The 23,597-nt window shown below is 71.6% G+C and carries 26 protein-coding genes; 13 read left to right on the top strand and 13 right to left on the bottom strand.

Annotation, left to right across the window (positions count from 1 at the left end):
- Positions 1 to 163: 163 nt before the first annotated feature.
- Entirely contained in the window at positions 164 to 283 is a 120-nt protein-coding gene (locus tag CBM981_RS09105) for a photosystem II reaction center protein I (protein ID WP_006172424.1), read from the bottom strand.
- A 223-nt stretch (positions 284 to 506) separates the two neighbouring features.
- Here CBM981_RS09105 and CBM981_RS09100 point away from each other — a divergent pair, with 223 nt between their 5' ends.
- A complete protein-coding gene (locus tag CBM981_RS09100) occupies positions 507 to 3,455 on the top strand; it encodes a glycoside hydrolase family 38 C-terminal domain-containing protein (RefSeq protein ID WP_172820857.1) in 2,949 nt (982 codons plus the stop codon).
- Here CBM981_RS09100 and psbN read toward each other — a convergent pair.
- The gene (psbN, locus tag CBM981_RS09095; protein ID WP_006909586.1) at positions 3,443 to 3,592 is read right to left on the bottom strand and encodes a photosystem II reaction center protein PsbN; all 150 of its coding nucleotides are present in this window, start codon (positions 3,590 to 3,592) and stop codon (positions 3,443 to 3,445) included. The two genes, CBM981_RS09100 and psbN, sit on opposite strands and share 13 nt — an antisense overlap.
- Positions 3,593 to 3,771: 179 nt before the next feature.
- Here psbN and psbH point away from each other — a divergent pair, with 179 nt between their 5' ends.
- From psbH to CBM981_RS09075, 4 genes are all read left to right on the top strand, one after another.
- Positions 3,772 to 3,972 carry a photosystem II reaction center phosphoprotein PsbH gene (gene psbH, locus CBM981_RS09090; RefSeq protein WP_087068148.1) on the top strand — a complete coding sequence of 67 codons (201 nt, stop codon included), beginning with the start codon at positions 3,772 to 3,774 and terminating at the stop codon, positions 3,970 to 3,972.
- 24 nt (positions 3,973 to 3,996) lie between these two features.
- Entirely contained in the window at positions 3,997 to 4,323 is a 327-nt protein-coding gene (locus CBM981_RS09085) for a TatA/E family twin arginine-targeting protein translocase (RefSeq protein WP_087068147.1), read from the top strand.
- Between the two features lie 62 nt (positions 4,324 to 4,385).
- Positions 4,386 to 5,021 carry an aminoacyl-tRNA hydrolase gene (gene pth / locus CBM981_RS09080; RefSeq protein ID WP_087068146.1) on the top strand — a complete coding sequence of 212 codons (636 nt, stop codon included), beginning with the start codon at positions 4,386 to 4,388 and terminating at the stop codon, positions 5,019 to 5,021.
- 4 nt (positions 5,022 to 5,025) lie between these two features.
- Entirely contained in the window at positions 5,026 to 5,283 is a 258-nt protein-coding gene (locus tag CBM981_RS09075; protein WP_087068145.1) for a DUF3146 family protein, read from the top strand.
- A gap of 9 nt (positions 5,284 to 5,292) precedes the next feature.
- Here CBM981_RS09075 and CBM981_RS09070 read toward each other — a convergent pair whose 3' ends face one another.
- The 3 genes from CBM981_RS09070 to ntcA form a co-directional block, all read right to left on the bottom strand.
- Entirely contained in the window at positions 5,293 to 5,784 is a 492-nt protein-coding gene (locus CBM981_RS09070) for a resolvase (protein ID WP_087068144.1), read from the bottom strand.
- Positions 5,781 to 6,992, bottom strand: a complete 1,212-nt coding sequence (locus CBM981_RS09065) for a DUF3084 domain-containing protein (RefSeq protein ID WP_087068143.1) — start codon at positions 6,990 to 6,992, stop codon at positions 5,781 to 5,783. Before CBM981_RS09065 ends, CBM981_RS09070 begins: the two co-directional genes overlap by 4 nt.
- A 66-nt stretch (positions 6,993 to 7,058) precedes the next feature.
- The gene (gene ntcA / locus CBM981_RS09060) at positions 7,059 to 7,799 is read right to left on the bottom strand and encodes a global nitrogen regulator NtcA (protein ID WP_087068142.1); all 741 of its coding nucleotides are present in this window, start codon (positions 7,797 to 7,799) and stop codon (positions 7,059 to 7,061) included.
- A gap of 231 nt (positions 7,800 to 8,030) precedes the next feature.
- On the opposite strand from ntcA, the gene CBM981_RS09055 reads away from it, so the two are divergent.
- A complete protein-coding gene (locus tag CBM981_RS09055; protein WP_172820856.1) occupies positions 8,031 to 8,702 on the top strand; it encodes a cob(I)yrinic acid a,c-diamide adenosyltransferase in 672 nt (223 codons plus the stop codon).
- An 11-nt stretch (positions 8,703 to 8,713) separates the two neighbouring features.
- Positions 8,714 to 9,307 (top strand): dCTP deaminase, encoded by a 594-nt coding sequence (dcd, locus tag CBM981_RS09050; RefSeq protein ID WP_087068141.1) that lies wholly within the window; start codon positions 8,714 to 8,716, stop codon positions 9,305 to 9,307.
- A gap of 25 nt (positions 9,308 to 9,332) precedes the next feature.
- Here dcd and thyX read toward each other — a convergent pair whose 3' ends face one another.
- Together thyX and CBM981_RS09040 are read right to left on the bottom strand one after the other, a co-directional pair.
- Positions 9,333 to 10,058, bottom strand: a complete 726-nt coding sequence (thyX, locus tag CBM981_RS09045; RefSeq protein ID WP_087068140.1) for an FAD-dependent thymidylate synthase — start codon at positions 10,056 to 10,058, stop codon at positions 9,333 to 9,335.
- A 20-nt stretch (positions 10,059 to 10,078) separates the two neighbouring features.
- Positions 10,079 to 10,639, bottom strand: a complete 561-nt coding sequence (locus CBM981_RS09040) for a thioredoxin domain-containing protein (protein ID WP_087068139.1) — start codon at positions 10,637 to 10,639, stop codon at positions 10,079 to 10,081.
- A gap of 70 nt (positions 10,640 to 10,709) precedes the next feature.
- On the opposite strand from CBM981_RS09040, the gene CBM981_RS09035 reads away from it, so the two are divergent.
- Positions 10,710 to 11,123: an NIL domain-containing protein gene (locus tag CBM981_RS09035; RefSeq protein ID WP_087068138.1), complete on the top strand. Its 414-nt coding sequence runs from the start codon at positions 10,710 to 10,712 to the stop codon at positions 11,121 to 11,123.
- Positions 11,120 to 11,668 carry a hypothetical protein gene (locus tag CBM981_RS09030; RefSeq protein WP_087068137.1) on the top strand — a complete coding sequence of 183 codons (549 nt, stop codon included), beginning with the start codon at positions 11,120 to 11,122 and terminating at the stop codon, positions 11,666 to 11,668. The genes CBM981_RS09035 and CBM981_RS09030 overlap by 4 nt, the downstream gene beginning before the upstream one ends.
- Before the next feature lie 31 nt (positions 11,669 to 11,699).
- Here the strand turns inward: CBM981_RS09030 and CBM981_RS09025 are convergent, their stop codons facing one another.
- Positions 11,700 to 13,691: a lytic transglycosylase domain-containing protein gene (locus CBM981_RS09025; protein ID WP_087068136.1), complete on the bottom strand. Its 1,992-nt coding sequence runs from the start codon at positions 13,689 to 13,691 to the stop codon at positions 11,700 to 11,702.
- A gap of 30 nt (positions 13,692 to 13,721) precedes the next feature.
- Here CBM981_RS09025 and CBM981_RS09020 point away from each other — a divergent pair, with 30 nt between their 5' ends.
- Both CBM981_RS09020 and glmM read left to right on the top strand, forming a co-directional pair.
- Entirely contained in the window at positions 13,722 to 13,961 is a 240-nt protein-coding gene (locus tag CBM981_RS09020) for a DUF4175 domain-containing protein (RefSeq protein WP_225867321.1), read from the top strand.
- A 39-nt stretch (positions 13,962 to 14,000) separates the two neighbouring features.
- Complete coding sequence (gene glmM / locus CBM981_RS09015; protein WP_087068135.1) at positions 14,001 to 15,389, top strand: phosphoglucosamine mutase; 1,389 nt, start codon at positions 14,001 to 14,003, stop codon at positions 15,387 to 15,389.
- Here glmM and CBM981_RS09010 read toward each other — a convergent pair.
- From CBM981_RS09010 to acsF, 4 genes are all read right to left on the bottom strand, one after another.
- Positions 15,376 to 18,138 (bottom strand): cation-transporting P-type ATPase, encoded by a 2,763-nt coding sequence (locus tag CBM981_RS09010; RefSeq protein ID WP_087068134.1) that lies wholly within the window; start codon positions 18,136 to 18,138, stop codon positions 15,376 to 15,378. The genes glmM and CBM981_RS09010 overlap by 14 nt on opposite strands.
- Before the next feature lie 37 nt (positions 18,139 to 18,175).
- Positions 18,176 to 19,534, bottom strand: coding sequence for an oxygen-independent coproporphyrinogen III oxidase (gene hemN, locus CBM981_RS09005; protein ID WP_087068133.1), 1,359 nt, complete (start codon positions 19,532 to 19,534; stop codon positions 18,176 to 18,178).
- A gap of 70 nt (positions 19,535 to 19,604) precedes the next feature.
- Positions 19,605 to 20,366, bottom strand: coding sequence for a biliverdin-producing heme oxygenase (locus tag CBM981_RS09000; protein ID WP_087068132.1), 762 nt, complete (start codon positions 20,364 to 20,366; stop codon positions 19,605 to 19,607).
- Positions 20,367 to 20,410: 44 nt separating this feature from the next.
- Positions 20,411 to 21,439 (bottom strand): magnesium-protoporphyrin IX monomethyl ester (oxidative) cyclase, encoded by a 1,029-nt coding sequence (gene acsF / locus CBM981_RS08995; RefSeq protein ID WP_087068131.1) that lies wholly within the window; start codon positions 21,437 to 21,439, stop codon positions 20,411 to 20,413.
- Positions 21,440 to 21,609: 170 nt separating this feature from the next.
- Between acsF and CBM981_RS08990 the strand changes: the two genes are divergently transcribed.
- Together CBM981_RS08990 and CBM981_RS08985 are read left to right on the top strand one after the other, a co-directional pair.
- Positions 21,610 to 21,915, top strand: a complete 306-nt coding sequence (locus CBM981_RS08990; RefSeq protein ID WP_087069306.1) for a helix-turn-helix transcriptional regulator — start codon at positions 21,610 to 21,612, stop codon at positions 21,913 to 21,915.
- A gap of 13 nt (positions 21,916 to 21,928) precedes the next feature.
- Positions 21,929 to 22,594 (top strand): pentapeptide repeat-containing protein, encoded by a 666-nt coding sequence (locus CBM981_RS08985; RefSeq protein ID WP_087069307.1) that lies wholly within the window; start codon positions 21,929 to 21,931, stop codon positions 22,592 to 22,594.
- Positions 22,595 to 22,616: 22 nt separating this feature from the next.
- Here CBM981_RS08985 and CBM981_RS08980 read toward each other — a convergent pair whose 3' ends face one another.
- Complete coding sequence (locus tag CBM981_RS08980) at positions 22,617 to 23,594, bottom strand: BadF/BadG/BcrA/BcrD ATPase family protein (protein ID WP_087068130.1); 978 nt, start codon at positions 23,592 to 23,594, stop codon at positions 22,617 to 22,619.
- Positions 23,595 to 23,597: the final 3 nt, after the last annotated feature.

Here is a 23,597-nt window from a genome sequence, read left to right as displayed (position 1 = left end):
CATCGGGCCCGGTGGTCTGGGCATCGGCAGGGCCCAGCCTGCTTGTTCAGGCCGCCAGCGTGGGTGCTGGTGAGGACGGGCGTAGAACTGATCGTGGGCGCCGCCAGGCCACACCCAGAAGCCGGGAGTTCCGCGGGAACCCTGCAGGAACCCTGTCAGTGCTTCAGTCTTCGAGATCCTTGCGGCTGGGCGTGCGGCTGGGATCGCTGGCCAGGAAGCCGAACACAAAGATCCCGATGAAGAAGAAGACGACCGAGTAAACCGAGATCTTGAGAGCGAGCATGGTTCGGCCTGGCGCGGTGCGGGCGGGTAACAGGGAGTGACGGCCACCACTGGAGTCTGAGAGGACTCCCCGGCGGCGGCATCATCCTATGGGACCTGGCCCGCCATCCAACGATGCCCGCGGTCTTCGGGGCGGGCCTGCGGCCTCAGATTGAAACGATTCAGTCACGTTCCACCGTTGCTTTCCTCCCCTCGCTCCCCGCGCCCATCCCTGGCGGCCTGCCGTGCCTGACCCCGTCCTTGACCTCCAGGCTGCATGGCAGTGCCCCCAGCCGGACGGCGGTGGCGGCTCGGCGCTCGAGCATCCCTGGGGCGCCGCGCACCGCCCGGACTGGCGTGCCCGTGGGTTGGTGAGCTGGCCCCGGGGCCAGGTGTGGCACCACCTGAAGCTCCAGGTCTGCTGTCCGCCCGCCTGGCAACGGTTGCAGCACCCCGTGCCCCGGGTTCAGGCCCGTCTGGCGCTGGGCTGGTGGGCCGACCGTGCCGAGCTGTGGGTGGATGGGGTTCGGGTGCACAGCGGCGACCTCTTCGACACCGCCTGCCGCTGGCTGCTGCCCGAGCGCTGGTGGGGTGGAGAACCGCTGCAGCTGGAGTTGCGTCTGCGCAGCCCCCTGCACGACGACGGCGCCCTGCTGCACAGCCGGGTGGAGCTCGAGCCCCTCGACCCCGCCGATCCCCTCGGGGTGCTGCTCACCACCCGCCAGGCCCTGGTGGCCCTGCGGCAGGAGGCGGGCCTGGCCCCCCTGCCGGGAGCCGCGGCCGCTGTGCACCTGCTGGGTCATGCCCACCTCGACCTGGCCTGGCTCTGGCCCGTGGCCGACACCTGGCAGGCGGCGGAGCGCACCTTCGGTTCCGCGCTGGATCTGATGGAGCGGTTCCCCCAGCTCCATTTCGCCCACTCCACGCCGGCGCTCTACGCCTGGCTGGAGCGCCAGCGTCCGGCGCTGATGGAGCGGATCCAGGCGGCCGTGGCGGCAGGGCGCTTCGAGCCGATCAATGGTCCGTGGGTCGAGACCGACTGCGTGCTGATCAGCACGGCCTCGCTGCTGCGCCAGTTCCAGGTGGGGCAGCGCGACAGCCGCGAGCGTTTCCCCCAGCTGAGCCATCACCTGGCCTGGTTGCCGGACAGCTTCGGCTTCGCCAGCGGCGTGCCGGCGGTGGCCGCGGCCACCGCCGTGCGCTGGTTCTGCACCCACAAGCTGTTCTGGAACGCGTCCCAGCCTTTCCCGCACCGGCTCTTCCGCTGGCGCAGCCGCTGCGGGGCCGAGCTGCTGGCGCTGATGACCGCACCGATCGGCACGGACGGTGATCCGATCGCCATCGAGCGCCACCGCCTCGCCTGGCAGCGGGCCACGGGCCTGCCCCAAGCCCTGTGGCTGCCAGGGGTGGGGGATCACGGCGGTGGCCCCACGGCGGAGATGCTCGAGCAGCTGCAGCTCTGGGAGGGCCAGCCGGAGGCGGCGCCCCAGCGCCATGGCACATTGCGGGCCTACCTGGCCCAGCTGGTGCCCCTGCGTTCCCAGCTGCCGGTGTGGCGCGATGAGCTCTACCTCGAGCTGCACCGGGGCTGCCCCACCACCCGCCCTGACCAGAAACGCCACAACCGCACGCTGGAGCGGCTGCTGCGGGAAGCCGATCTCGCTGCCGTGCTGGCGGGCGATGCCGAGGGGGCCGACTGGCGGTTCCTGCTGTTCCAGCAGTTTCATGACATCCTGCCCGGCACGGCCATCCCGGAGGTCTTCGAGCAGGCTGAGCCGCAGTGGCGTGCCTCCCGCCGGGAGGCCAGGGCCCGGCGCGATCGCGACCTGCGCCGCTGGCTGGGCATCGGGCGAGCGGTGCCGCGCGCGCCCCTGTGGTGGGCTGTGCAGCTCCAGCCCCTGGCGGGCCACCGCCGGGTGCGGCGTCTGCCCGCCGGCCGCTGGTGGGCCGCGGGGGCACCACTGCCGCAGCAGCCGGCGGCGGCCGGTGGCTGCTGGGTGCAGTTGCCGGTGATGGCGGGGGTGGTGGCCCAGAGGCTGGAGCGCCGCCAGCCGATGGCCAGCCTGCACCCAGCGGGTGCGGAGCAGGAGCAGGTGCAGGAGATGGCGTCGGCGATGGTCGCCGGGACGACGCCCGATGGGGACCAGCCCGTCTGGACTGCTGGCGCCCGTGCCGGCAACGGGTTGCTGGCGGTGGAGATCGGGCCCCAGGGGGTGGAGCAGCTCTGGGACGGCGAGGGCCGCAGCCTGCTCGCAGCACCGCTGCGCTGGTGCCGCTTTGCCGACCGCGGCGAGTTCTGGGATGCCTGGGATCTGGCCGCCGACTACGCCGATCACCCCCTGCCCTGGACCTGGCAGGGCGTGCCCAGCTGGCGTGAGCGGGGACCGCTCTGCGCCAGTTTTGTCTGGCGAGGGCGTTTCGGCCGCAGCAGGGTGCGGCTGGAGGGCCGCCTCCTGGCCGGCACTCCCTGGCTCGAGCTGATGCTCAGCTTCGACTGGCGGCAGCGCCACGAGTTGTTGCGTCTGGAGCTGCCCCTGGCCCAGCCCGCCGAACGCTGGGCTGCCGACACCTCCGGAGGGGTGCTGGAGCGTCCGGCCCAGCCGCTCACGGAGCGCGAGCAGGCCCGCTGGGAAGTGCCGGCGATCAGCTGGATGGCCTCCGCGGGCCCGGCCGGCGGCCTGGCGGTGCTGCTGGACGGCCCCCAGGGGGTGTCCGCCAGCGGCGATACCCTCGGCGTTTCGTTGCTGCGGGCGCCCACCTGGCCCGATCCCGGTGCGGACAACGGCCGGCGGCGCCAGCGGCTGGCGGTGATGCCCGCCGTGCCCACCTGGCTGGATGCCGCGATTCCCGATCAGGCGGTGAGCTTCCGTGAGCCGCTCTGGCTGCGGCCCCAGGGCCGGGCCGCTGACCAGGGCCCCTGCCAGGCCCAGGCCCTCCCGCCCCTGGCCCCAGGCCTCTCCCTGGTGAGCCTGCGCCCCGCGGAGCGGCCCGGCGAAGCCCTGATCGCCGTGGCGAATCTCACCCCCTGCCGCAGGCGGCTGGAGCTCGGCGGGGGCTGGGATCTGCTGGAGCGGGTGGACGCCCTCGAGCAGCCGCTGGACGCGCCGCAGATGGACCTGCTCAGACCGTGGCAGCTGGGTTGCTGGCGACTGCGGCGGGTCGTCCCGGCGCCTCGGACACCTCAGTCGTCGTGATCGTCGAAGGGGTCGGTGAGCTGCTTGGACGGTGGACCGAAGGCCATGTAGATGCCGAAACCGGTGAGGCTGAGCAGCACGGCCAGCACGGCGAGGGCGACCGAGAGGGCGGGTGAGCCGGTGGTGGTGGGATCCATGGCGGGAGGCCTGTGCTGACGGTGGTTCGGGATCAGGACGGGCGACCGTTGCGGCCAGCGCCCCGGCCCTGAGCCCAGGCGCATGGTTCCGTCACAACTCTCGACAGCCCGGCACGCCGGGGTTGTGAGGCCATTACAGTAGCCACCTCCACACCTCGCGCGAGACGCCCGAAGCAGCCATGGCTCAACGCACCCGTCTCGGAGACCTGCTGCGTCCCCTCAACTCCGAATACGGCAAGGTTGTTCCCGGCTGGGGAACCACGCCCGTCATGGGCATCTTCATGCTGCTGTTCCTGGTGTTTCTGCTGGTGATCCTCCAGCTGTACAACCAGTCGCTGCTGCTCGAAGGCATCAACGTGAACTGGAACGGTGCGGGCTGATCCGCGCCGCCCACCCTCTCCCCGATGAATATCTTCGGAATCGGCTTACCCGAGATGGCGGTGATCGCCGCCATCGGCCTCCTTGTGTTCGGTCCGAAGCGCCTGCCTGAGCTGGGGCGCACCCTGGGGCGCACCCTGAAGGGTTTCCAATCGGCCTCTTCGGAATTCGAGAAGGAGTTCCGCACAGCCATTGCCACGGCGGAGAGCTCCTCGGGAGAGGACGCGGCTCCCGCCCTCGGCGCCTCGCCGGTCGCTGAGTCCGAGCAGCCATCCGCCGTTCCCTCTGCCTCCGAACCCGTCAGCCAAGAACCCGTCAGCCAACCTGCGTCGGAGCCGTCCACCGGCGCCTGAGCCCGCTCCGGGCCCCTCCCGCGATCGCTGCGGGAGAGCCGTCGCCGTGATCCTCTGAACCGTTGCCCACCGATCCCACGCCCCAGCCGGCACGCCTGCAGTTGGTGGTGGGGCTCGGCAATCCCGGCAGCCGCTATGCCGGCACCCGGCACAACGTCGGTTTCATGGCTCTGGAGCGTCTTGCCCAGGCCTGGGGAGGGCGTTTCCGCCAGCAGTCCAGGCTGCATGGACTGCTGGCCGATGTCGGTCAGGGCGAGCGCCGTCTGCGGTTGCTCATGCCCCAGACCTACATGAACGACAGCGGCCGCTCGATTCGCGCCGCCCTGGACTGGTTCTCCCTCCATCCGGCTGAGCTGCTCGTGGTGGTGGACGACATGGATCTGCCACTGGGCAAGCTGCGCCTGCGGGCCAGCGGCAGCGCGGGCGGACACAACGGGCTGCGCAGCACCATCAGCCACCTGGGCACCCAGGACTTTCCGCGCCTGCGGATCGGCATCGGTGCGCCGGCCCAGAACCCGGCGGAGCGGCGGGCCCGTACCGTGGGGCATGTGCTGGGGCGTTTCAGTCCGGCGGAACAGCCCTGCCTGGAGGCGGTGCTCCACGAGGTGGAGTCCGGCATCGGTCTGATTCAGCGCCTCGGCGTGGAGCGTGCCGGTAATCGTTTGAACAGTTTTCAGCCCGAGACACCGTCAGCCTGACCCCATGGCCCCTCTGCCAGCCACCACAGCCCAGCTGCGCGTGCTGCACCAGAGCTTCAGCCACCGCCGGCTGGAGGGGGAGGTGAGCGCCGGTGGGTTCCACTGGACCTTCAGCTGGGCCTTCGACCGGGGTGAACTCTGCGTGGAGCCCTCCCTGGGCCGGGCCCTGATCCAGGACGCGCTGCTGCGCTTTCTGCTCAAGGCGGACTACCAGCTCGAACCGGGCGGGGACTATGCCTTCACGGTGCGAGCCCGCTTCTAGGTGTCCGCCTCAGGCCTCCGGCGGGACGGGCCAGGTCCGCAGCACCCCATCGGCGGACCTGCGGAAGCGGCGGCCGAGCCAGCGCTCCACCAGCAGCTGGGCCACCACATCGTCGATGTCGCGTGGAGGGAGGCGCAGCCCGCGGGGCAGCAGCTGGCGCCAGCTGGGCCTGCGGCGCAGCTCCCAGTAGCGGGTGCGCGCCGCCAGGGTAGTGCCGCGCTCCTCCACGCTCAGGGGCTCCAGGGTCAGCCGGCGCAGCCACTGCGGCCAGGGCCGGCTGCCGGTGCCGTCACCCAGCACCACCTGGCGCAACCCCCGCTGCTCGTGCCACGCGGCCAGCAGGGCCAGCGCCTGGGGGGGAGGCAGGATCGCGGCCTGCAGCACCTGGCCAGCCTCGCGGTCAACCAGCACCAGGCCGCACTTGCTGCGGCCTGGATCCAGGCCCGCCAACAGCGGCGGCTGCTCTGGGTCCCCCGCCGGACTGCCGCGATGGCCGGTCATGGTCGTGGCGGCCGCGCGGGAGGGTTCTGCCAACCGCCAAGGATCCGCAGCTCCACGGTGATCGGGTCCGGGGTGTCGGCATCGCGCAGGGCCACCGCCTCGAGCTGCACCACCGTGGCGGCGGGCCGTTCCGCCAGGGTCCGGGCCAGCTGGTTGAAACTCGCGGCATCGAATTGCAGGCCATCCACGAGGGTGCCCTGCCGCTGGGCCTGGGCGTAGGCCGCCGCCAGCAGCAGGTTGAGCCGCCGCACCAGCTGCTCCGGGCTGCGCAGGTCGGCCTCGATCGTGGTGCGGGCCATCACCTCGCCCTTCTCCACAACCTGGCGGTTGGGGCGGAGGTCCGGGAAGGCCAGCACCTGCCGCTCACCGCGCAGCACGTTGGCCGCCGAGAGGATGCTCACCACCCAGCTGCCCGGGCGGGCCAGCAGGCTTTCCAGCCGGGCGATGTCGTTGCTGGGCACCAGCAGGATCTGACGATCCACCGGCTGGCCGGGCAGCACCCGCCTGAATGCATTGATGTTGGCCTGCTGGAGCAGCGTGGTGATCACCTCCTTCGCCTGGTCGGGACGCTCCAGCTTCACCTTGGCGCTGGCCAGGGGCTGCCCGGTGGAGATCACCACATCGCCGCGGCGCAGGGCGATCAGGTTGGTCTCGAGTTCCTCCAGTTCCTTCGCTCCGGCGGCGATCTTCTCGCGCACGCTCTTCAGCTCGGCTTCGGTGCGCTTGATCTCGGCGTCACGGCCGCTCACCACCCGGGCCAGCCGGTCGCGTTCCTGCTCGAGCCGGGCGCGCTGGGCCTGGAGGGGAGCCAGTTCGCGGCGCAGGGCGGTGGCCTGGCGCTCGGCCTGGGCGAGCTCCTTCTGCACCCGGCGCTGGCCCTGCTGCGCACGGGCCACCTCCGCCTGGCTGGAGGTGAGTCTCTGGCGGCTCGCCTCCAGCTGCGTCCTGGTGGTGCTCAAGCGCTCCTCGAGCCGCTCGAGTTCGAACAGGCCGGTGCGCAGCCGCTCACTCACCAGCAGCATCAGCCCGAGCGACACCGCACTGATCAGGCTGCCGGTGAGCACGGTGATCAGCACCGCTGTGCGCCGCGGCCGCAGGTTGAACAGGCTCAGGCGCGCCTTGCCGACACGGCTGCCCAGGCGATCCCCCAGGGTGGCGAGAACGCCACCCAGCACCAGCAGCGCCAGGATCAGCAGCCAGCCCGACACAGGCTCTCCCCAACGGGGTCAGTATCCCGCCTTGGCGGCGATGGCCGGCCCGGCCCGGTCACTGGCTCAGCTGAACCGCTTGGCCAGGGCGATCGGGTCGAACACCGTGATCTTCTTGCGATCGATCTGCACAAGCCCCTCGTTGCGCAGGTCCCCCAGCAGCCGGGTGATCGTCACCCGGGTCGAGCCGATCGCCTCGGCGATGGCCTGGTGGGAGAGCCGCAGATCGATGGTGATGCCTTCGGTGCCGGGAACCCCGAAGTCACGGCAGAGCACCAGCAGAAAGCTCACCAGCCGGGAACTCATGTCCCGGTGGGTGAGGGTTTCGATCATGGTCTCGGTCTGCAGGATCCTGGAGGAGAGGCCCTGGAGCAACAGCAGTCCCACGCTGGCGTCCTGCTCGATCGCCTTGCGCACCGAGCTCGCCGGCGCGCTGAGGAGCTCCACCCGGGTAAAGGCGATGGCGTGGTAGAAGCGATCCGAGCGCTGGCCGGTGAGCAGGGAGAGCACACCGAAGAGGCTGTTCTCCCGCAGCAGGGCCACCGTGATCTCCTCCCCCGACTCGTACACGCGGGAGAGCCTCACGGCGCCGCGACGCAGCAGGTAGACCCGCTCGGCGGGATCGCCCGGAAAAAAGATGGTCTTGCTGCGCTCGATCGTCTCGATGCTGCTGCCGGCCAGGCTTCGGATCACCTCCAGCAGCGTCTGGGTGTTCTGGCCCGCCGATCCGATGCCGCTCACCACCCCGGGGGCCCCACTGCTGGGGGTGTTGGCGGTCCTGCTGAAGCCGCGCGAGGCGCCAACCATGGGGTGGGGAAGGCAGATGGCCGGACCCTAAAGATCAGGCCGGGGCCTTCGTGTAGCAATCGTCACGCTTTGTTGGTCGGCGGACCTGGCGGCACCGCCGCTGTTGTCGTGGCCAACCGCGACCGGGCAGCGGCCTGTGCCGGTGATACACCTGTTCCCACCAGGGGTGGTGTCTGTGCGCTGCGCTACGGCGGGATGCCGCTACATTCAGTCCTGCGTCGCTGCAGGGCCATGGCCGCCAGTCTCACGACCAGCCCGGGCTCCGGCAGCGCCGAACCGGCCGGGCCTGCCAGGGTGGCGGCCCTCCCCTCCCGCCGTTCCCCGCGGCTCGAGGTGCTCGCTTCCGCCGCCACCGACACCACGCCCCTGCCCTCCCACCGGCCCCTGCCGCCCGCCGCCCTGCCCGTGCGTCTGGCCGCGCAGCCCGAAGGCATGCTCCAGGTGCACACCGCCCCCTTCCGGGGCAGCGCCAATTCCGTGCTCAGCCAGGCCCTGCGCAGCGCGGGGCTGGGCAGCCGCGTGCTGGTGAGCCAGCTGCTCAAGGGCGGCGTGGATCAGGGCCTGGCCGCCAGCCCCTGGCTGTGCGGCCGGCTCCAGTGGCTCCGCCCCGCCGTGGTCGCCTGCCTGGCCGAGCCGGCCCGGGATCATGATCCCTCCGTGCTGGAGGCTGTGCAGGCGGTGTGGGCCTACAGCCGTCAGCAGCTGCTCCAGGGTGCCGTGGATCTGATGGTGCTCGATGAGCTCGGCCTGGCCGTGGAGCTCGGCTATGTGCCCATGGAGGAGGTGCTCACCACCCTCGAGCAGCGCCCCCCGCACCTGGATGTCATCCTGACCGGGCCTTGCATGGGTCCTGAGCTGATGGCGCTGGCCGATCAGGTGACCCAGCTCCGCCGCGGCTTCTAGCTCCACTCCCCATGCTCAAGAACGACCGTTGGATCAAGCAGCAGGCGGCCAGCGGAATGCTGGAGCCGTTTCAGGCCAGCCTGGTGCGCCATCTGGAGCCTGAGCAGGCGGCCCGCCCTGTGCTCAGCTACGGCTGTTCCTCCTATGGCTACGACCTGCGTCTCTCGCCCCAGGAGTTTCTGATCTTCCGGCACGTGCCCGGCACGGTGATGAACCCCAAGCGGTTCAATCCGGCCAACCTGGAGCCCGCTCCCCTGCATGACGACGAGGACGGCTCCTATTTCATCCTCCCGGCCCATTCCTACGGCCTCGGAGTGGCGCTGGAGCGCATGCGCGTGCCCGCCAACATCACGGTGATCTGCCTGGGCAAGAGCACCTACGCGCGCCTCGGCATCATCGTGAACACCACCCCGGCCGAGGCCAGCTGGGAGGGGCATCTCACCCTGGAGTTCAGCAATTCCTCCGGGGCCGACTGCAGGATCTACGCCAACGAGGGCATCTGTCAGTTGCTCTTCTTCGAGGGCGATCCCTGTGACACCACTTACCACGATCGTGCGGGCAAATACCAGCATCAGCCGGAGCGCGTGACCCTGGCGCGGGTGTAGCCCAGACACGCTTCCCCCGGCGCGATCAGGGGGCCAGACGGGCCCGGTGCAGCCGGCTCTTCTCGTACCAGGCGGCGATCTCCGGCGTCCAGCTCTGCAGGTGGGGCCAGATCAGATCGCAGAGCTCCCGGATCTCCTGCTGGGCGTCGAGCTTGGCCCGCAGGTCCAGGAAATGCAGCAGGGCCCGCAGGGTGAAACTCACCACGAAGTGCTGGCGGTAGTCGAACGGCAGCAGGCCGCGGGCGTGCTCCTCGGCGAAACCGGCGGCCAGCAGGTCGCGATAGCGCTCGGCGGCCCGGCGGCAGAGGTCGAGGTCAAGCGAGCGCTGCTCTTCCGCGTAGACGTACTTCTTGCCCTGGCGGTCGGCATAGCTGCCGACCGGCCGCAGATAGAACACCTCCTCCAGGTCCAGCTCGCCGTTGGCGGCCCGGCAGATGCGCTCGCCTGTGTAGCGCATCGACTGCACATCGAAACTCACACCCACCCGGTGGGTGCGTGCCTGCTGCATCACCGAGTGGGGAAACCAGCCCACGTTGAGCACGATCTGGGCGTGCTCGAGCGGGCCGTAATGGCCCCGTTCCCCGGCCAGCAGCCGTTTGACGCAGATCTCACCGGCCTGGCGCTCGTCGGGCCAACCGGCCCGGTCCAATGCCACGAAGTCTTCGCTGTAGTCCTGGTGCATCCCGGCGTAGACGCACTGCTGGGGGTTGGGCGTGGCGGCGATCAGCGCCACGCGGAAGCGGGAATCCATGGCGAGGGGTGGTGAGGATCTCAGCCGTGGCTGCGTGGTCCTGCCATGGTGCCAGCCGCCTCGACCCCGGACTCGATTCCGGCCAGGGGACTCACCGCACCCACCCCGGGCAGTGGCGGCAGGGGCTGATCGCTCACCAGGGCCTCCGCCAGGGCGAGCAGCTCGGGCTGGCTGCGGGCGCCGATCGAGCGGCCGACGGAGTCACCGCGGCGGTCGAACAGCTCGAGCTGGGGGATGCCGTTCACCGCGAACCGCTCCAGCTCGGGCTGCCAGCGCGGGTTGTCCACGTTGAGCAGCACCACATCCAGGCGGCCGCGGTAGCCGGATTCCACGTTCTCCATCGCCGGCGCCATGGTGCGGCAGGCCTCGCACCAGTCGGCGTAGAACTCCACCAGGGTGGGGCGCCCGTCGGCCAGGGCGACCGGGAGCTCGGGGGAGCGCCGGGCCAGGGCCTCCAAGGGCGCCTGGGGCTGGAGTCCACCCCGCAGCCAGAGCACCACCGCGGCCAGCAGGGCGGCGATCACCACCAGGGCCAGACGCTCACGCCGGCCGGGACGTGGGGCATCAGGGGAGTTGCTCATCGTGGATAGCTTTGGAGAGGACTGCTGCGCTTGCGCTGCACTCTGCCAGCCCTGTCAGGCCCGTTGACCCGTGAAGCGGCGACTCACTCTCCATTTCCCCCGCGAGGCGGTGCATCAGCCGATCACCTACCGCCTGGCGGTGGACTTCGACATCGCCGCCAAGATCCTGCGGGCCCAGATCGCCCCGAACCAGAGCGGCACCATGGTGGTGGAGCTCTCCGGCGATATCGACGAACTGGAGGCCGCCGAGGTCTGGCTGGAAAGCCAGGGACTGGGCCTGAACCGGGCCCCGGGGCAGATCGCCGTGGACCGCCAGCGCTGTGTCGACTGCGGCATCTGCTCGAGCGTCTGCCCGAGTGGCGCCTTGCGCTTCGCCGCCCCGGACTGGCAGCTGCAGTTCGACGCCCAGCGCTGTCTGGTCTGTGAGCAGTGCATCCCCAGCTGCCCGCTGGAGGCCATCGCCCTGGTGCTGGACCCGTCGTGATCAGCGCGCTGACCGAAGCCGTGATGTCGGCGCTGCTGTCGTTGCTGCGGATTCTGGTTCTCCCCTTCCGCGCTCCGATGCTGCTTCTGCTGGCCGTGATCGCGGTCTACGAGGGACTGCACTGGGGGCTTTCCGGCTCCGCCTTCGCCATCGGGGGCGGGCAGGCCGCGTCTTCCGGTGCGGGAGCGATGGATGCTGAGATCCTCTACCACGTGTTCTGGTCGATCGACTGTCTGCACGCCCTGATGGTGGTGGTGGTGTGCACCATGCCCGAACTGATGATGCGCAGGCTGTCGGAGCTGATGGCCGCCAGCCGGGTGGTGACGCTGGTGCTCACCCTGCTGCTGGTGACCGTGGGCGGGCTCTATCTGCTGCACCTCAAGGTGCTGGGCAACATGCTGATCCTGGCTTCGGCTGTGCTGCTGGCCCGGCTGGATCTGGCCCGCCTGCGCATCGTGCCGCCGGCCCAGAACCTGGCCCTGGCCTTCGCCACCGTGGTGCTGCTGGGGGCGGCGGTGGGGCGCTGGCTGGCTGGGGCGGTCTAGGCGGACAGGGGGACCAGCGCCGGGCAGGGGCTCAGCTGCAGAGGGGCAGATCGGTGTTCTGGTAGGTCCAGAGGTTGCCCAGCACCTTCTTCACGTACAGGCGTGTCTCGGGGTAGGGGATGGCTTCCACCCACCACTCCGGCAGCGTCTTCAGCCGGGGGTTGCTCCAGCCGGCCGCCGCTTGGGGCCCTGCGTTGTAGCTGGCGGCCACCAGGAAGGGGTTGCCCTGCCAGCGGTCCATCAGCTGCCGCAGGTAGCGGCCCCCCAGGGTGGCGTTCAGCTCCGGGTTCTCCAGGCTGTCGGGCGTGGTCGGGCCGCCGGCCAGCTCGGCGGCGGTCTCCGGCATCAGCTGCAGCAGGCCCACCGCGCCCACGGGGGAACGGACGGCTGGGCTGAAGCGTGACTCCTGCTTGGCCACCGCCGCCAGCAGCGCGGCCGGCACCCGCTCCTGCTGCCCGGCCTGGTTCAGCACATCCACGAAGGCGGGCTCGGCCTGGCTGAGGGCCAGCTCCATCTGCAGCGCACAGTCGCTGCTCGGTGCCCTCAGGCTGGCCTGCTCCAGCTGGCCCAGACCGGTCCACTGGTCGCCCACGCCGCGCCGCAGCCGGCCTTCCAGCACCAGGTGCTGCGGGCTGGTGATGGCGTCCTCTCCCCGCAGGTGCCGCCACTGTTCCCAGGCCTCCAGGTTCTGGCCGAGCCGCCAGAGACCGTCCAGGTCGTCGAGCCCGCTCATCAGCGGCCGCCAGGTCCCGTCCCTCAGCGGCGGTGCCGTGGCCGGGTCGAGCACGAGGTCGCCCCGGCCGAGGCGCTGCGCTGCCCTCCAGCCGTAGTAGCCCCCGGGATAGCGGGCCAGCAGATCGGCCCAGCCCGCCTTCGCCTGTGGGCGTTCGCCCAGTTCCCACTGACTGAGCGCCAGCCAGAAGCGGCGGCGGGCATCCAGCGGGGCCGCCATGGCATCGGGGTCGAGGGCGCTGGTGCCCAGCAGCACGGCAGCACCGCGCCAGTCCTCCCGGAGCAGGCGTTCGCGGGCCTGCTGCCATTGCAGATCCCAGCTGGCGGGGTCCTTGGGCCAGCGTTGCAGAACGGCCAGGGTGGAGGAGGTCTGCCCCAGCACCAGGGCGCGACGGGCCTGCACCGGCGCGGTCTCCTGCAGGGCCGGCGGCAGCGAGCTCAGCCGCTCCAGGCTGGAGGGGGACGTACCGTCGGCCAGCAGCCTCACCGCTTCGAGAGCCTCAGGGCTGTCTGGTTGCCTGCGGGCCAGCTCCAGCAGCTGGGCCTCCGCCTGCTCGCGGCTGTCGCTCTGCCGGATCAGGGTGCGGGCCAGTTCGAGCTGGGTGGCGGGGCTGCCGGCGGTGTCCCCCAGGCAGGTGCGGGCCCCGGCCGGATCCCCCAGCCGTGCCAGGGCCTGGGCCAGCTCATCGCGCCGGACCGGGTCGGATGGGGGCGCCCCGCAGGCCTTGGTGATCACCTCCCTGGCGCCGGGCCAGCGGGCCCCCCAGCGGGCCAGGTGGCCGGCGCCCGCGGGGCCGGCTTCCACCGCCGCCGCCAGGGCCGCCGGGTGCGCGGGGAACTGCGTCAGCAGGCGCTGCCGCAGGCCGGGTTGCTTGCGCCCGAGTGCATAGAGGGCATCGGCAGTGGCCGGGCTCTTCGGGAAACGGCGCAGCAACTGGCTCCAGAGCCGCTCGCTGCCCACCCCATCCCCCTGCCGCGAAGCCGCCTGGGCGGAGCGCTTCAGCACCACGGCGGCAAGGGGATCCTGTCCCCAGGCCTGGTTGCGCAGCAGCCGGCTGATCCAGGCCTGATCGGGGCTCCGCTGCCGGGCCGCGTCTTCGTTCGCCACCAGCAACAGGGCGGCGTCCCGGCGGCGCACCGGATCAGGCGAGAAGCGCCGTTCCCGCTCCAGGGCGGCGACTGGGGTGGCGGGGGTCAGCCCGGGCCGCTGCAGCAGCAGGTGCCGCCCGAGCAGCAGCACACCACCGCTGCCCAGGCAGGTGAGAGCGAGCAGCGGGCCAAGGGAACGCAAGAGCGGGGCGGCGGATGCACCGGCATTCTGGTGAGGTTCGCTCGCGGCGGTCTGGTGCGGTTGCCTCCCCTGCCACCCTGGCTCTCCAGCCTGCCGGGTGCGGGCCAGCGGTTGCGGACCCTGCGGCTCTGGGCGTTGGCGGGGGCGGTGCTGCTGCTGCGCCCCTTCTGGCCCCTGAGCCTGCTCCCCGGCTGGGTGGTGGGGGCCCTGCTGATCTGGGCCGTGCTGGAGCTCCTGGCCTGGATCTGGTGGCCGCGCCGCTGGCGCTGAGGCGGGTCCGCGTAGCCTGCGCCGATCAGCTGCGCTGCGATGGCCCCGACCCTGTCCCATCCGTTGGGTCATCCCCTCGGGGAAGGCGAGGCCGAGTTCGGCACCGATGGGATCCGCGGCCATGTCGGCACCCAGGTGACGCCGGCCCTGGCCCTGCAGCTGGGCTACTGGGCCGGTGAGGTGCTGCCGGCGGAGGGGCCGGTGGTGATCGGGATGGACAGCCGGCTGAGCGGCCCGATGCTCGCCGCCGCCCTCACCGCCGGGCTCACGGCGGCGGGCCGCGATGTCTGGCAGCTCGGGCTCTGTCCGACCCCCGCCGTTCCCGGGGTGATCCGCCGGGCCTCAGCCGCGGGCGGCCTGATGGTGTCGGCCAGCCATAACCCGCCGCACGACAACGGCATCAAGCTCTTCGGCCCATCCGGCGCGAAGCTCAGCCCGGCGCAGCAGCGGGCGATCGAGGCCGGTCTCGCCGGCCATGCGGGCGCCTGCCCCTTCAGCGGCACCGGCACCGCCCGCGACCGCGGCGACCTGATGGGCGACTACCGCCAGAGCCTGGTGGCGAGCGTGGAAGGGCGCCGGCTCGACGGCTGCCGGATCGTGCTCGACCTCTGCCACGGCTCCGCCACCGCCTGTGGCGAGGCCGTGTTCCGGGCGTTGGGCGCCGAGGTGATCGTGCTCCACGGCCAGCCCGATGGAGCCAGGATCAACGTGGGCTGCGGCAGCACCCACCTGGAGCCCCTGCGCCGGGCCGTGCTCGCCCACGGGGCGGCGATGGGGTTCGCCTTCGACGGCGACGCCGACCGCATGCTCGCGGTGGACGGACTGGGCCGGATGGTGGACGGTGATCAGATCCTCTACCTCTGGGGCTCAGCCCTGCTGGGCCGTGACCTGCTGCCCGATCAGCGCATCGTGGCCACCGTGATGTCCAACCTCGGCTTCGAGCGGGCCTGGCAGGCCAAGGGGGGCGTGCTGGAGCGAACACCCGTCGGCGACCAGCACGTGCATCGCGCCATGGAGGAGCTGGGAGCCGGTCTCGGGGGGGAACAGTCCGGCCACATCCTCTCGGCCCGGCACGGCATGAGCGGCGATGGTCTGCTCACGGCCCTGCAGGTGGCCACGCTGCTGCATGGGCAGGGCCTGAGCCTGGCGGACTGGCTCGAGGCGAGCTTCCGCCCCTATCCCCAGGTGCTGGTGAACGTCACCGTGCCGGATCGCCTGCGCCGGCAGCAGTGGCAGCGCTGCGAACCCTTGCGCCAGGCCGTTGAGCAGGCCGAGGGAGCCATGGCCGGGGAGGGGAGGGTGCTGGTGCGTGCCAGCGGCACCGAACCCCTGCTGCGGGTGATGGTGGAAGCGGCCGAGCAGGCCGCCGTGGACCACTGGGCGGGCCATCTGGCCTACCTCGCCAACCAGCACCTCAACGCCGCGTGAGCAACAGCGGCCCTAGGAACCCTGCCGGCGTGCCGGGGCGGCGGCGCCAACGCTTGTGGAGCTCATCGGCCAGCAGCGGAGCCGGGGCGCAGGCCAGCAGCCACCCCCACCAGGCTAGCGGCAACGGTGCCAGACCGAAGACGGCCGCCAGGGCAGGGGAGCCCTGCAGGGCCGCGAAGGCGGCCAGCTCCACCGCGATCCCCAGCCAGAGCAGCAGGTTGTTCCAGAGCGGCAGCTGCCGCAGCGATCGCCACTCCGAGCGGCAGGCCAGCACGGTGCCCACCTGGCCGAACACGATCGATCCAAGGGCCACGCTGGAGGCCTGCCGCTGCAGGACGATCACCTCCGGCGGAGCGGTGTGGTGCAGCAGATCCGTGGCCAGGGTCTGCAGCAGAGTCAGCCCCACCCCGTGGCTGCTCCAGAACAGCCCATAGCCCAGCATCGCCAGCACGGCTTCCGTCATCCCCAGCACCAGGTAGGCCCGCTGCAGCACGCTCCGGTCCAGCAGGGGCTGGTGCCGGCGCCGTGGCGGCTCTCCCAGAACCTCGGGCTGCGGGGGCTCGGCCCCCAGCCCCAGGGCGGGCAGCAGGTCGGTGCCCAGATCCACCGCCAGGATCTGGAGCACGGTGAGCGCCGCCGGGATGCGCAGCACCAGCATCGCCAGGAACGGGGCCACCTCCGCCACGTTCGAGGCCAGCACGTAGGTGATGAAGTGGCGGATGTTCTGGAACACGGCACGGCCCTGCCGCACCGCCAACACGATGCTGGCGAAGTTGTCGTCGACCAGAACGATGTCGGCGGCCTCCCTGGCCACATCGGTGCCCTTGCGACCCATGGCGATGCCCACATCGGCGGCCCGCAGGGCGGGCGCGTCGTTGACGCCGTCCCCTGTCACGGCGACCACTTCGCCCAGGGCCCGGTAGGCCTGTACCAGGCGCAGTTTCTGGTCGGGCGCCATGCGGGCGAACACCAGGCGGGAGCGGAACTTGATCACCTGGCGCAGCTGCACGTCGCTGAGACGGCTGAGGTCGGCGCCGCTGATCACCCGCACCGGATCGGGCCCCGGATGCACCGGCGCATCCAGCAGCCCGATCTGGCGGGCGATGGCCTCGGCGGTGAGGCCGTAGTCGCCGGTCACCATCGTGACCTTGATGCCGGCGCGATGGCAGGCGGTGATCGCCTCGCCCACGCCGGCCCGGGGGGGGTCGTAGAGCCCCACCAGCCCCAGCAGCACCAGGTGGCTCTCCTCCAGCACGGCCGTGGCGGCCGGCCGGGCGGCCACAGCCAGCACCCGGAAGCCCTGGCGGGCCATCCGGTCGTTGGCCTCCCGCACCTGCTGAAGGCCAGCCTCCCGAAGCGGCTGGGGGACGCCCCCCTGAAGCCAGTGGCTGCAGCAGCCCAGTAACTCCAGCGGTGCCCCCTTGCTGCACACCATCCACTCGGCCGGCTCCGGCCAGCGGGAATCGTTTCGCCAGTGCAGCAGCACGCTCATCCGGCGCCGCAGCGAATCGAACGGGAGCTCCTGCAGCCGGGGCAGCCGCTTCTGCTCCTGCTCCAGCGCCAGCCCGGCCTGCAGCGCCGCCTGCAGCAGGGCGGTTTCGGTTGGATCCCCAACGGTGTCGGTCCCGGCGCCGTCCTCCCCGGGCTTGGGGAGCGGGGCGTTGCAGCAGAGCGCCGCCGCCAGCAGAAACAGGGGCTGATCGGGGCTCCAGGTCTCCTGCACGGCCATGGCGTTGGCCGTGAGGGTCCCCGTCTTGTCGGTGCAGATCACGCTCACGCTGCCCAGGGTCTCCACGGCCGAGAGGCGCCTGACCAGCACCTTGTCGCCCGCCATGCGGCGCACCGCCAGGGCCAGGGCCAGGGTCACCGTGGGCAGCAGTCCCTCCGGCACGTTGGCCACGATGATGCCGATGGCGAACACCAGGCTTTCGAGCGGCCCCATGCCCACGAAGGCCAGGCTGGCCAGGAACGCCAGCCCGCCCATCGCCAGGGCGATGGCCGTGACTGTGCGGACGATGCGGCCCACCTGCACCTCCAGCGTGCTGACCGAGCGCTCGGTGCCGGCGGTGAGGTGCACCACCTGGCCGAACTCGGTCTCCGAGCCGGTGGCGTACACCAGCGCCCGGGCCCGACCGGCGGCCACGGTGGTGCCGGCCGGCAGCAGATTGGGGGTCTCCGAGGTGTGCAGCCTCTGGTCCTGGGCCTCCTCCGAACGGGCCACCGGCAGGGATTCCCCCGTGAGCACGGCCACATTGAGATACAGCGCCGCCGCCGTCAGCACCCGGCAGTCCGCCGGCACCTGATCCCCCTCTTCCAGGTCCACCAGATCGCCGGGCACCAGCTCCTCCACCGGGAGCGACTGCACCGTGCCGTCCCGGCAGACCCGCACCTGGCGCGGCAGTACCTCGGTGAGCGCCGCCAGGGTGCGCTCGGCCTGGAACTCCTGCCAGAAGCTGAAGAGTGCATTGATGAGCACCACGCTCCAAATGGCCCAGCCCAGCTCCGGCGTGCGGGCCAGGAAGGCCATGCCCCCGGCGGCCCACAGCAGCAGGGCCATGAAGTGCCGCAGCTGATCGGTGAAGCGCAGGATCAGGGGGCGCCGGCGCTGGGGAGGCAGCCGGTTGGCCCCGAACTGCTCCAGCCGGCGCCTGGCTTCGGTGGCCGCGAGTCCCTCCGGCCGGCTCTGCAGTGCCGCCAGCGCCTCCTCGGGGCTGAGGCTGGCGATCGGGCGGGACGCGGAGAGCAGCATGGAGGGATCTCCCTGGCCTGAAGGCTAGGAAGGGCCCTCAGATCAGGCGCGATCCGCTCGCCCGGCGGCGCTGCTCCGGATCGAACACGGCGGCCACCGTGCGGATCAGCCAGCGCCCCTGCCGGGTCACCTGCACCACGCCGCGGTCCCCCCGGCTCTGCAGCTGCACCAGGCCATCGGCGGCCAGCTCCTGCAGCCTCCCCCACTCCGGAGCGAACCGCCCCAGGTCCAGCTCCACGGCGAAGCTGCACATCACCTGGCGGATCAGCTCCCGCCGCTCCAGCACCGCCGGATCGCGCACCACCAGGCCCCGTTCCACCGGCAGGCGGCCCTGCGCCAGCTCCGCCGCCCAGGCCTTGAGGTCGCGCTGGTTCTGGCAGAACAGGTGGGGAAACTGGCTGATCGCCGTGGGCCCCACCCCCAGCAGCTCCAGCTCGCCGCCCGTGGTGTAGCCCTGGAAGTTGCGGTGCAGCCTGTCCTCCCGGGTCGCGGCAGCCAGGCTGTCGCCGGCCAGGGCGTAGTGGTCCATGCCGATGGCCTCATAGCCCCTGCTGCAGAGCAGGGCCTGGGCGGTTTCGAGCATGGTGATCCGCGCATGCTGGCTGGGCAGATCGCTGGCGGCGATCCGGCGCTGCAGCGGCAGCTGCTGCGGCAGGTAGGCGAAGGAGAACAGCGACACCCGATCCGGACGCAGCTCCTCCACCAGCTCCAGGGTGCGGCGGAAACGCTCCGGGGTCTGCAGGGGCAGCCCGCAGATCAGGTCCACATTCACGCTGGCGAAGTCGGCCTCCCGCAGCCAGCCCATCACCCGCCGCAGCTGCTCCACCGGCACCACCCGGTTCACCGCCTTCTGCACCACCGGATCCGCGTCCTGGATGCCGAAGCTGAGGCGGTTGAAGCCCAGCTGCCGCAGCTGCAGCACCCCATCGCGGCTGAGGAATTCGGGGTTCACCTCGATCGAGGCCTCCAGGTCGGCGGCGAGGTCGAAGTGGCGGGCGATCAGCTCCCAGAGCCGGTTGGTTTCCTCGGCGTTGAGGTAGTTGGGGGTGCCGCCGCCCCAGTGCAGCTGGGCCAGACGCCGCCGTTGCGGCATTGCCGCGGCGATCAGCTCCAGCTCCCGCTCCAGCGAGGCCAGGTAGGGCTCCACCACCTTCGAGCCCAGCTGGGTGGTGATCTTGTTGCAGCCGCAGTACCAGCAGGCATGGCGGCAGAACGGCACGTGCACATAGAGCGAGAGCGGGGCCGTGGTGGGCGCGGCCAGCTGCTCCCCGAGCTCCCTGGCGCCCACGTCCGCGCTGAAGGCCGCCGCCGTGGGGTAGCTCGTGTAGCGCGGCACGGGCTGGTCGTACTTGAGCAGCAGGTCGAGGGGGCTGAGGGGAGAGGCAACAGGGGCCATGGAGCCGGTGGCGTGGAAGGACGGGGGGGGATGGGGGACAGGCCCTGGTGAGAGGGGGGATGGGCAGCCGTCAGGCCGGTGGCGGCTCCGGCAGGAGGTCGGCCAGTTCCGCCAGCAACCGCTGGGTGGTGACGAAGGCCTGTTCGGCCTCGTCCAGCAACTCCTCCTCCTGCGGCTCCGTCAGCACCAGCTGCTCGATGCCGTCATGCAGCGCCTGCTTCAGGGCCGGGATCCCACGGGCGAAGGCCCAGAACGTGGGGGTGCTCAGCTGGTGGCGCGCCAGGATGGCCGCGGCCTGCTGGGCCAGCTGCTGACCGCCGGAGAGGTCGCCGCCGTAGCGCACGTAGACGTGGGCCATCAGCCGGTGCGGGGCCTGGCGGGCCAGCCCCCGCAGCTGCTCGAGCCAGATGGCCGCCGCCGCCGAGGGCGGGGTGGCCGGCAGCACCGCCAGCTGGGCGAGGTCGTGGCGCAGGGCCGGGGTGCGGGCCAGATCCGCCCAGGGCAGGGCCGTGGCGCCGAGCGAGGCCGCCAGGGGCGGGGCCTCCTGCTCCAGCAGGGCGTAGGCCGGTGCCAGGGCGCGCAGCAGAGCGGCCAGTTGCCGGGGGTCGGCCTGGCCCGCCAGCAGGGCCCTCGAGAAGCGCATGCCCTCGGCGTGGTGGTGGGCCCTGCCGATGCGGGCGTGCAGTCTGCGCAGCCGGGGCCCCAGCGTTCGTGCCCCCCGATCCCCGCCGGGAATGGCGTGGTTGGAGATGGGGCGCTCGGGGATGCCGGGCTCGGGGATGCCGGGGTCGGCCATGGCGCTGGGATCGGCGGCGGGACGGGTGAGGGGCATGGCGGCGATGGGCGACGGGGTGGAGGGGATGGCCGGGGGACTGCTCAGGCGGCAGCCGGAGTGGAGGGCACCATCGGTTGCAGGAACTGGCGCAGCAGCAGCAGGGCGAAACGCCCCTGCAGCCCCAGCCGGCGCAGGGGCTGTCCCCGGCTGGCGCGGAGCTGCCGGAACGTGGCCACCAGCTGATCGCGCAGGGCCAGATAGGCGCTGCCCTCCAGCTGGAACACCACGGGGAAGGCGCGGCGGGCCGTGCGGTTGGTCTGCCGCATCACCTCGGCATCGAAGTGATCGGGATCCATGCCCAGCAGCCGGTAGAAGTCACCCCGCTCGCAGACGGTGAGGCTGTGGGTGAGAAAGACGCTCCAGAGAAAGAATCGGCTCAGCAGGCGTCCCCGCACACCGCCGCGCAGCTCCGGCCAGCAGCGGATCAGCAGGTTGAAGATGTCGCCGTGGCGGTTCTCGTCCTGGCACCAGGGCTCGAAGAAATCAAACAGCGGCGCGAAGGCATGGTCTGGATGGGCCTTCAGGTGCCGGTCAATCAGGATGTAGCGCCAGTAGCCGATCTTCTCGGAGAGATATACCGAGTAGAGCACCCAGTTGAGCGGGAACCACGTGATCGGGCGCCTGCCGCTGAGGGCGGGCAGATCGATGTCGATGCCCTCGGCCACCAGGGCCCGGTTCAGAAAGCCGGCATGGCGGGCTTCGTCGCGGGCCATCAGGTTGAACAGACGGCCCAGCTCCGGCCGGTGGGCCCTCTGCAGCTGGCGGGAGAGCTCCTTGAACAGCAGGAAACCGGAAAATTCCGACACGCAGGAGCGCACCAGGTAGCTCTCGTAGGCCTCCTTCTCCTCGGCGCTGAGGGCGGACAGCCGCGCGAGCGGGGCCTTGCGATCGAAGTGATCGCGGTTGTAGTCGGCCTCCATCTCGGTGAGCATCGCCTCGAAGGCGGCCCTCTGGGCGTCGAGATCGGTGCGGGCGGCTCTGGCGATGTCTGTGGTGTAAAAGCGCGGCGTCAGCAGGTTTTCCTGCAGATGGGGAGCCGGGCCTGCTGCAGTGGTGCTGGCGACGGTCATGGCCGTGGTGGAAGCGGGCGGCGAGGCCAGGGCCGGGCGGGAGGAGCGGGCCCTCGGCCTTGCCATGGCGACGTCACTGTATAACGACAGCGTGATGACGCGATGCCATGAACATGTGAAGTTGTCGTACATTGAGCCAGCGCGTCGCTCGGGCCGGGGAGGGCCAGGCCGTGGACCATCTGGCCGACTACTTCAAGGTGTTCTCCGAGCCCAACCGCCTGGCGGTGCTGGAGGCCCTGCGGCCCGGCCCCCTCAACGTGACGGCCGTGGTCGAGAAGACCGGGCTCAGCCAGGCGCTGGTCTCGAAGCATCTCAAGCTCCTCACCATCGCGGGCGTGGTGCAGCGCCGTCCGGAAGGAGCCCTCGTGTTCTATGCAGTGATTGATCCGGCCGTGTTCGCGTTGATCGCCCAGGCCCAGAAGCTCCTGCTGGCGGCGCGCCGCCAGCAGCTCGATGCCCTCGCGGCCATCCTCTGAGATGGCAGAGGAGATGGCGGAGCACCCGCGGGCCGGAGGGCCGCCGGCCACCCTGGCCCAGCTGCGGGCCGCCCTGGCGGCCGGGGAGCGCCAGTTCCGGGGTCTGCGTCTGGGGGAACTCGACGCCCAGGACCTCGACCTCTCCCACTGCAACCTGGGGGGCAGCTGCTTCAAGGAGGCCCGCTTCGGCCGTGCCCGGCTCCGGGGGGCCCAGGTGGAAGGCTGCTGCTTCCAGCGGGCCCTGCTCTGGGGAGCCGACCTGTCCGCCCTGCAGGCGGCCCACTCCTTCTGGCAGGACGCGGACCTCTCCGGCGCCCGCCTGCAGGGAGCCTGCCTCAGCGGGGCCTTCCTGCACCGCTGCTGCCTGCGGGGGGTGGTGGCGGCCGGCAGCGACTGGCGCCAGGCCCGCCTGGTGGAAGCGGATTTCCGCTCCGGTCTCGACCAGCTCACCGACCTGGGCGCCGCCGATTTCCGGGGGGCTGATCTCACCTTTGCCCTGCTCCGGGGCGCCAATCTGCATGGCGCCAACCTGCAGGGTTGCTGCCTCTACGGTGCCGATCTCACCGGCGCCGATCTGCGCCAGGCGGATCTGCAGGGCTGTGATCTGCGCGATACCCAGTTGCAGGACGCCCCACTGGAGGGGGCTCTGCTGGGCGGGGCTCTGCTGCCGAAGACCTGAGCGTGGTGTCGTGCGGGACGCTTCAGGGGAGGCGCTCGGCGGCGAGGGCCAGAGCCCCGGCGCAGGCATCCCCTGCCGCTGCCCGCAGGGCCGCCGTGGGCAGGGTGGCGCGCAGAGCCAGCGCCAGGTGCTGCCGCACCACGGCCAGGTGCTCCAGCACGCCGCCCATCGGCCAGATGGTCGCCGGCTCCAGCTGCAGCTCCCGGGCGATGGTGGCGGCCATCGCCGCCAGGGCTCCCGCCTGGCGCTGCACGATGGCCAGCGCGGCGGCGTCACCGGCCGCCGCCGCCGCCGCCACGACCGGGGCCAGCGCCGCAAAGCCGGCGGGGCCGAAGTCCGGTTGCACCACCAGGGCCTTGATGGCCTGCGGGCTCCCGGCCGCCGCCGGGTCGAGGCCCAGGGCGCTCCAGAGCTGATGCCGCAGGGCGGTCTCCGGCTCCCGGCCGTCTGCCATGGCCAGGGAAGCGGTGAGCCCATCGCGGCCGATGTCCATCGCCGAGCCCGCGCCATCCAGCAGCCATCCCCAGCCAGCGCAGCGATGCTCCCGCCCGTGGCGGTTGCGCCCCACGGCGATGGTGCCGGTGCCGCTGATCAGCACCAGCCCCTCGGCGGCCTCCCCCATCGCCCCGCGCAGGGCGGTGCGCTCGTCCCCGGTCACCTCCACCCGTTCCAGCGGCAGAGCGAGGATCTCGGCGGCCAGCCGGCGGCCCTGCTCCTGCACGGCACTGCCCACTTCGATGCCGCTGGCGCCGATGGCGGCCGCGCTGAGTCCCGTCGCCGCCACGGCAGCGGGGCAGGCCGCGAGCGCCACGGCCAGGCTGGCGCTCAGGGCCTCGTGAAACGCTGCCGGCCCGCCTGGGGCCTGCAGATGGCGGACACCGGGACCTTCCCCTTCCGCCAGCTGGATGCAGCCGCCGCCGGGCGGGCAGAGGGCCAGCCGGCAGGTGGTGTGGGTCTGGCCGGCGTCGAAGCCCGCGATCACCGGGATGGGCGCGGCCATCGG

It is taken from the genome of Cyanobium sp. NIES-981 (assembly GCF_900088535.1).
GTDB lineage: Bacteria > Cyanobacteriota > Cyanobacteriia > PCC-6307 > Cyanobiaceae > NIES-981.
The sequence above is the reverse complement of the archived record's forward strand: the minus strand, read 5'-3'. Positions and strand labels throughout refer to the sequence as shown.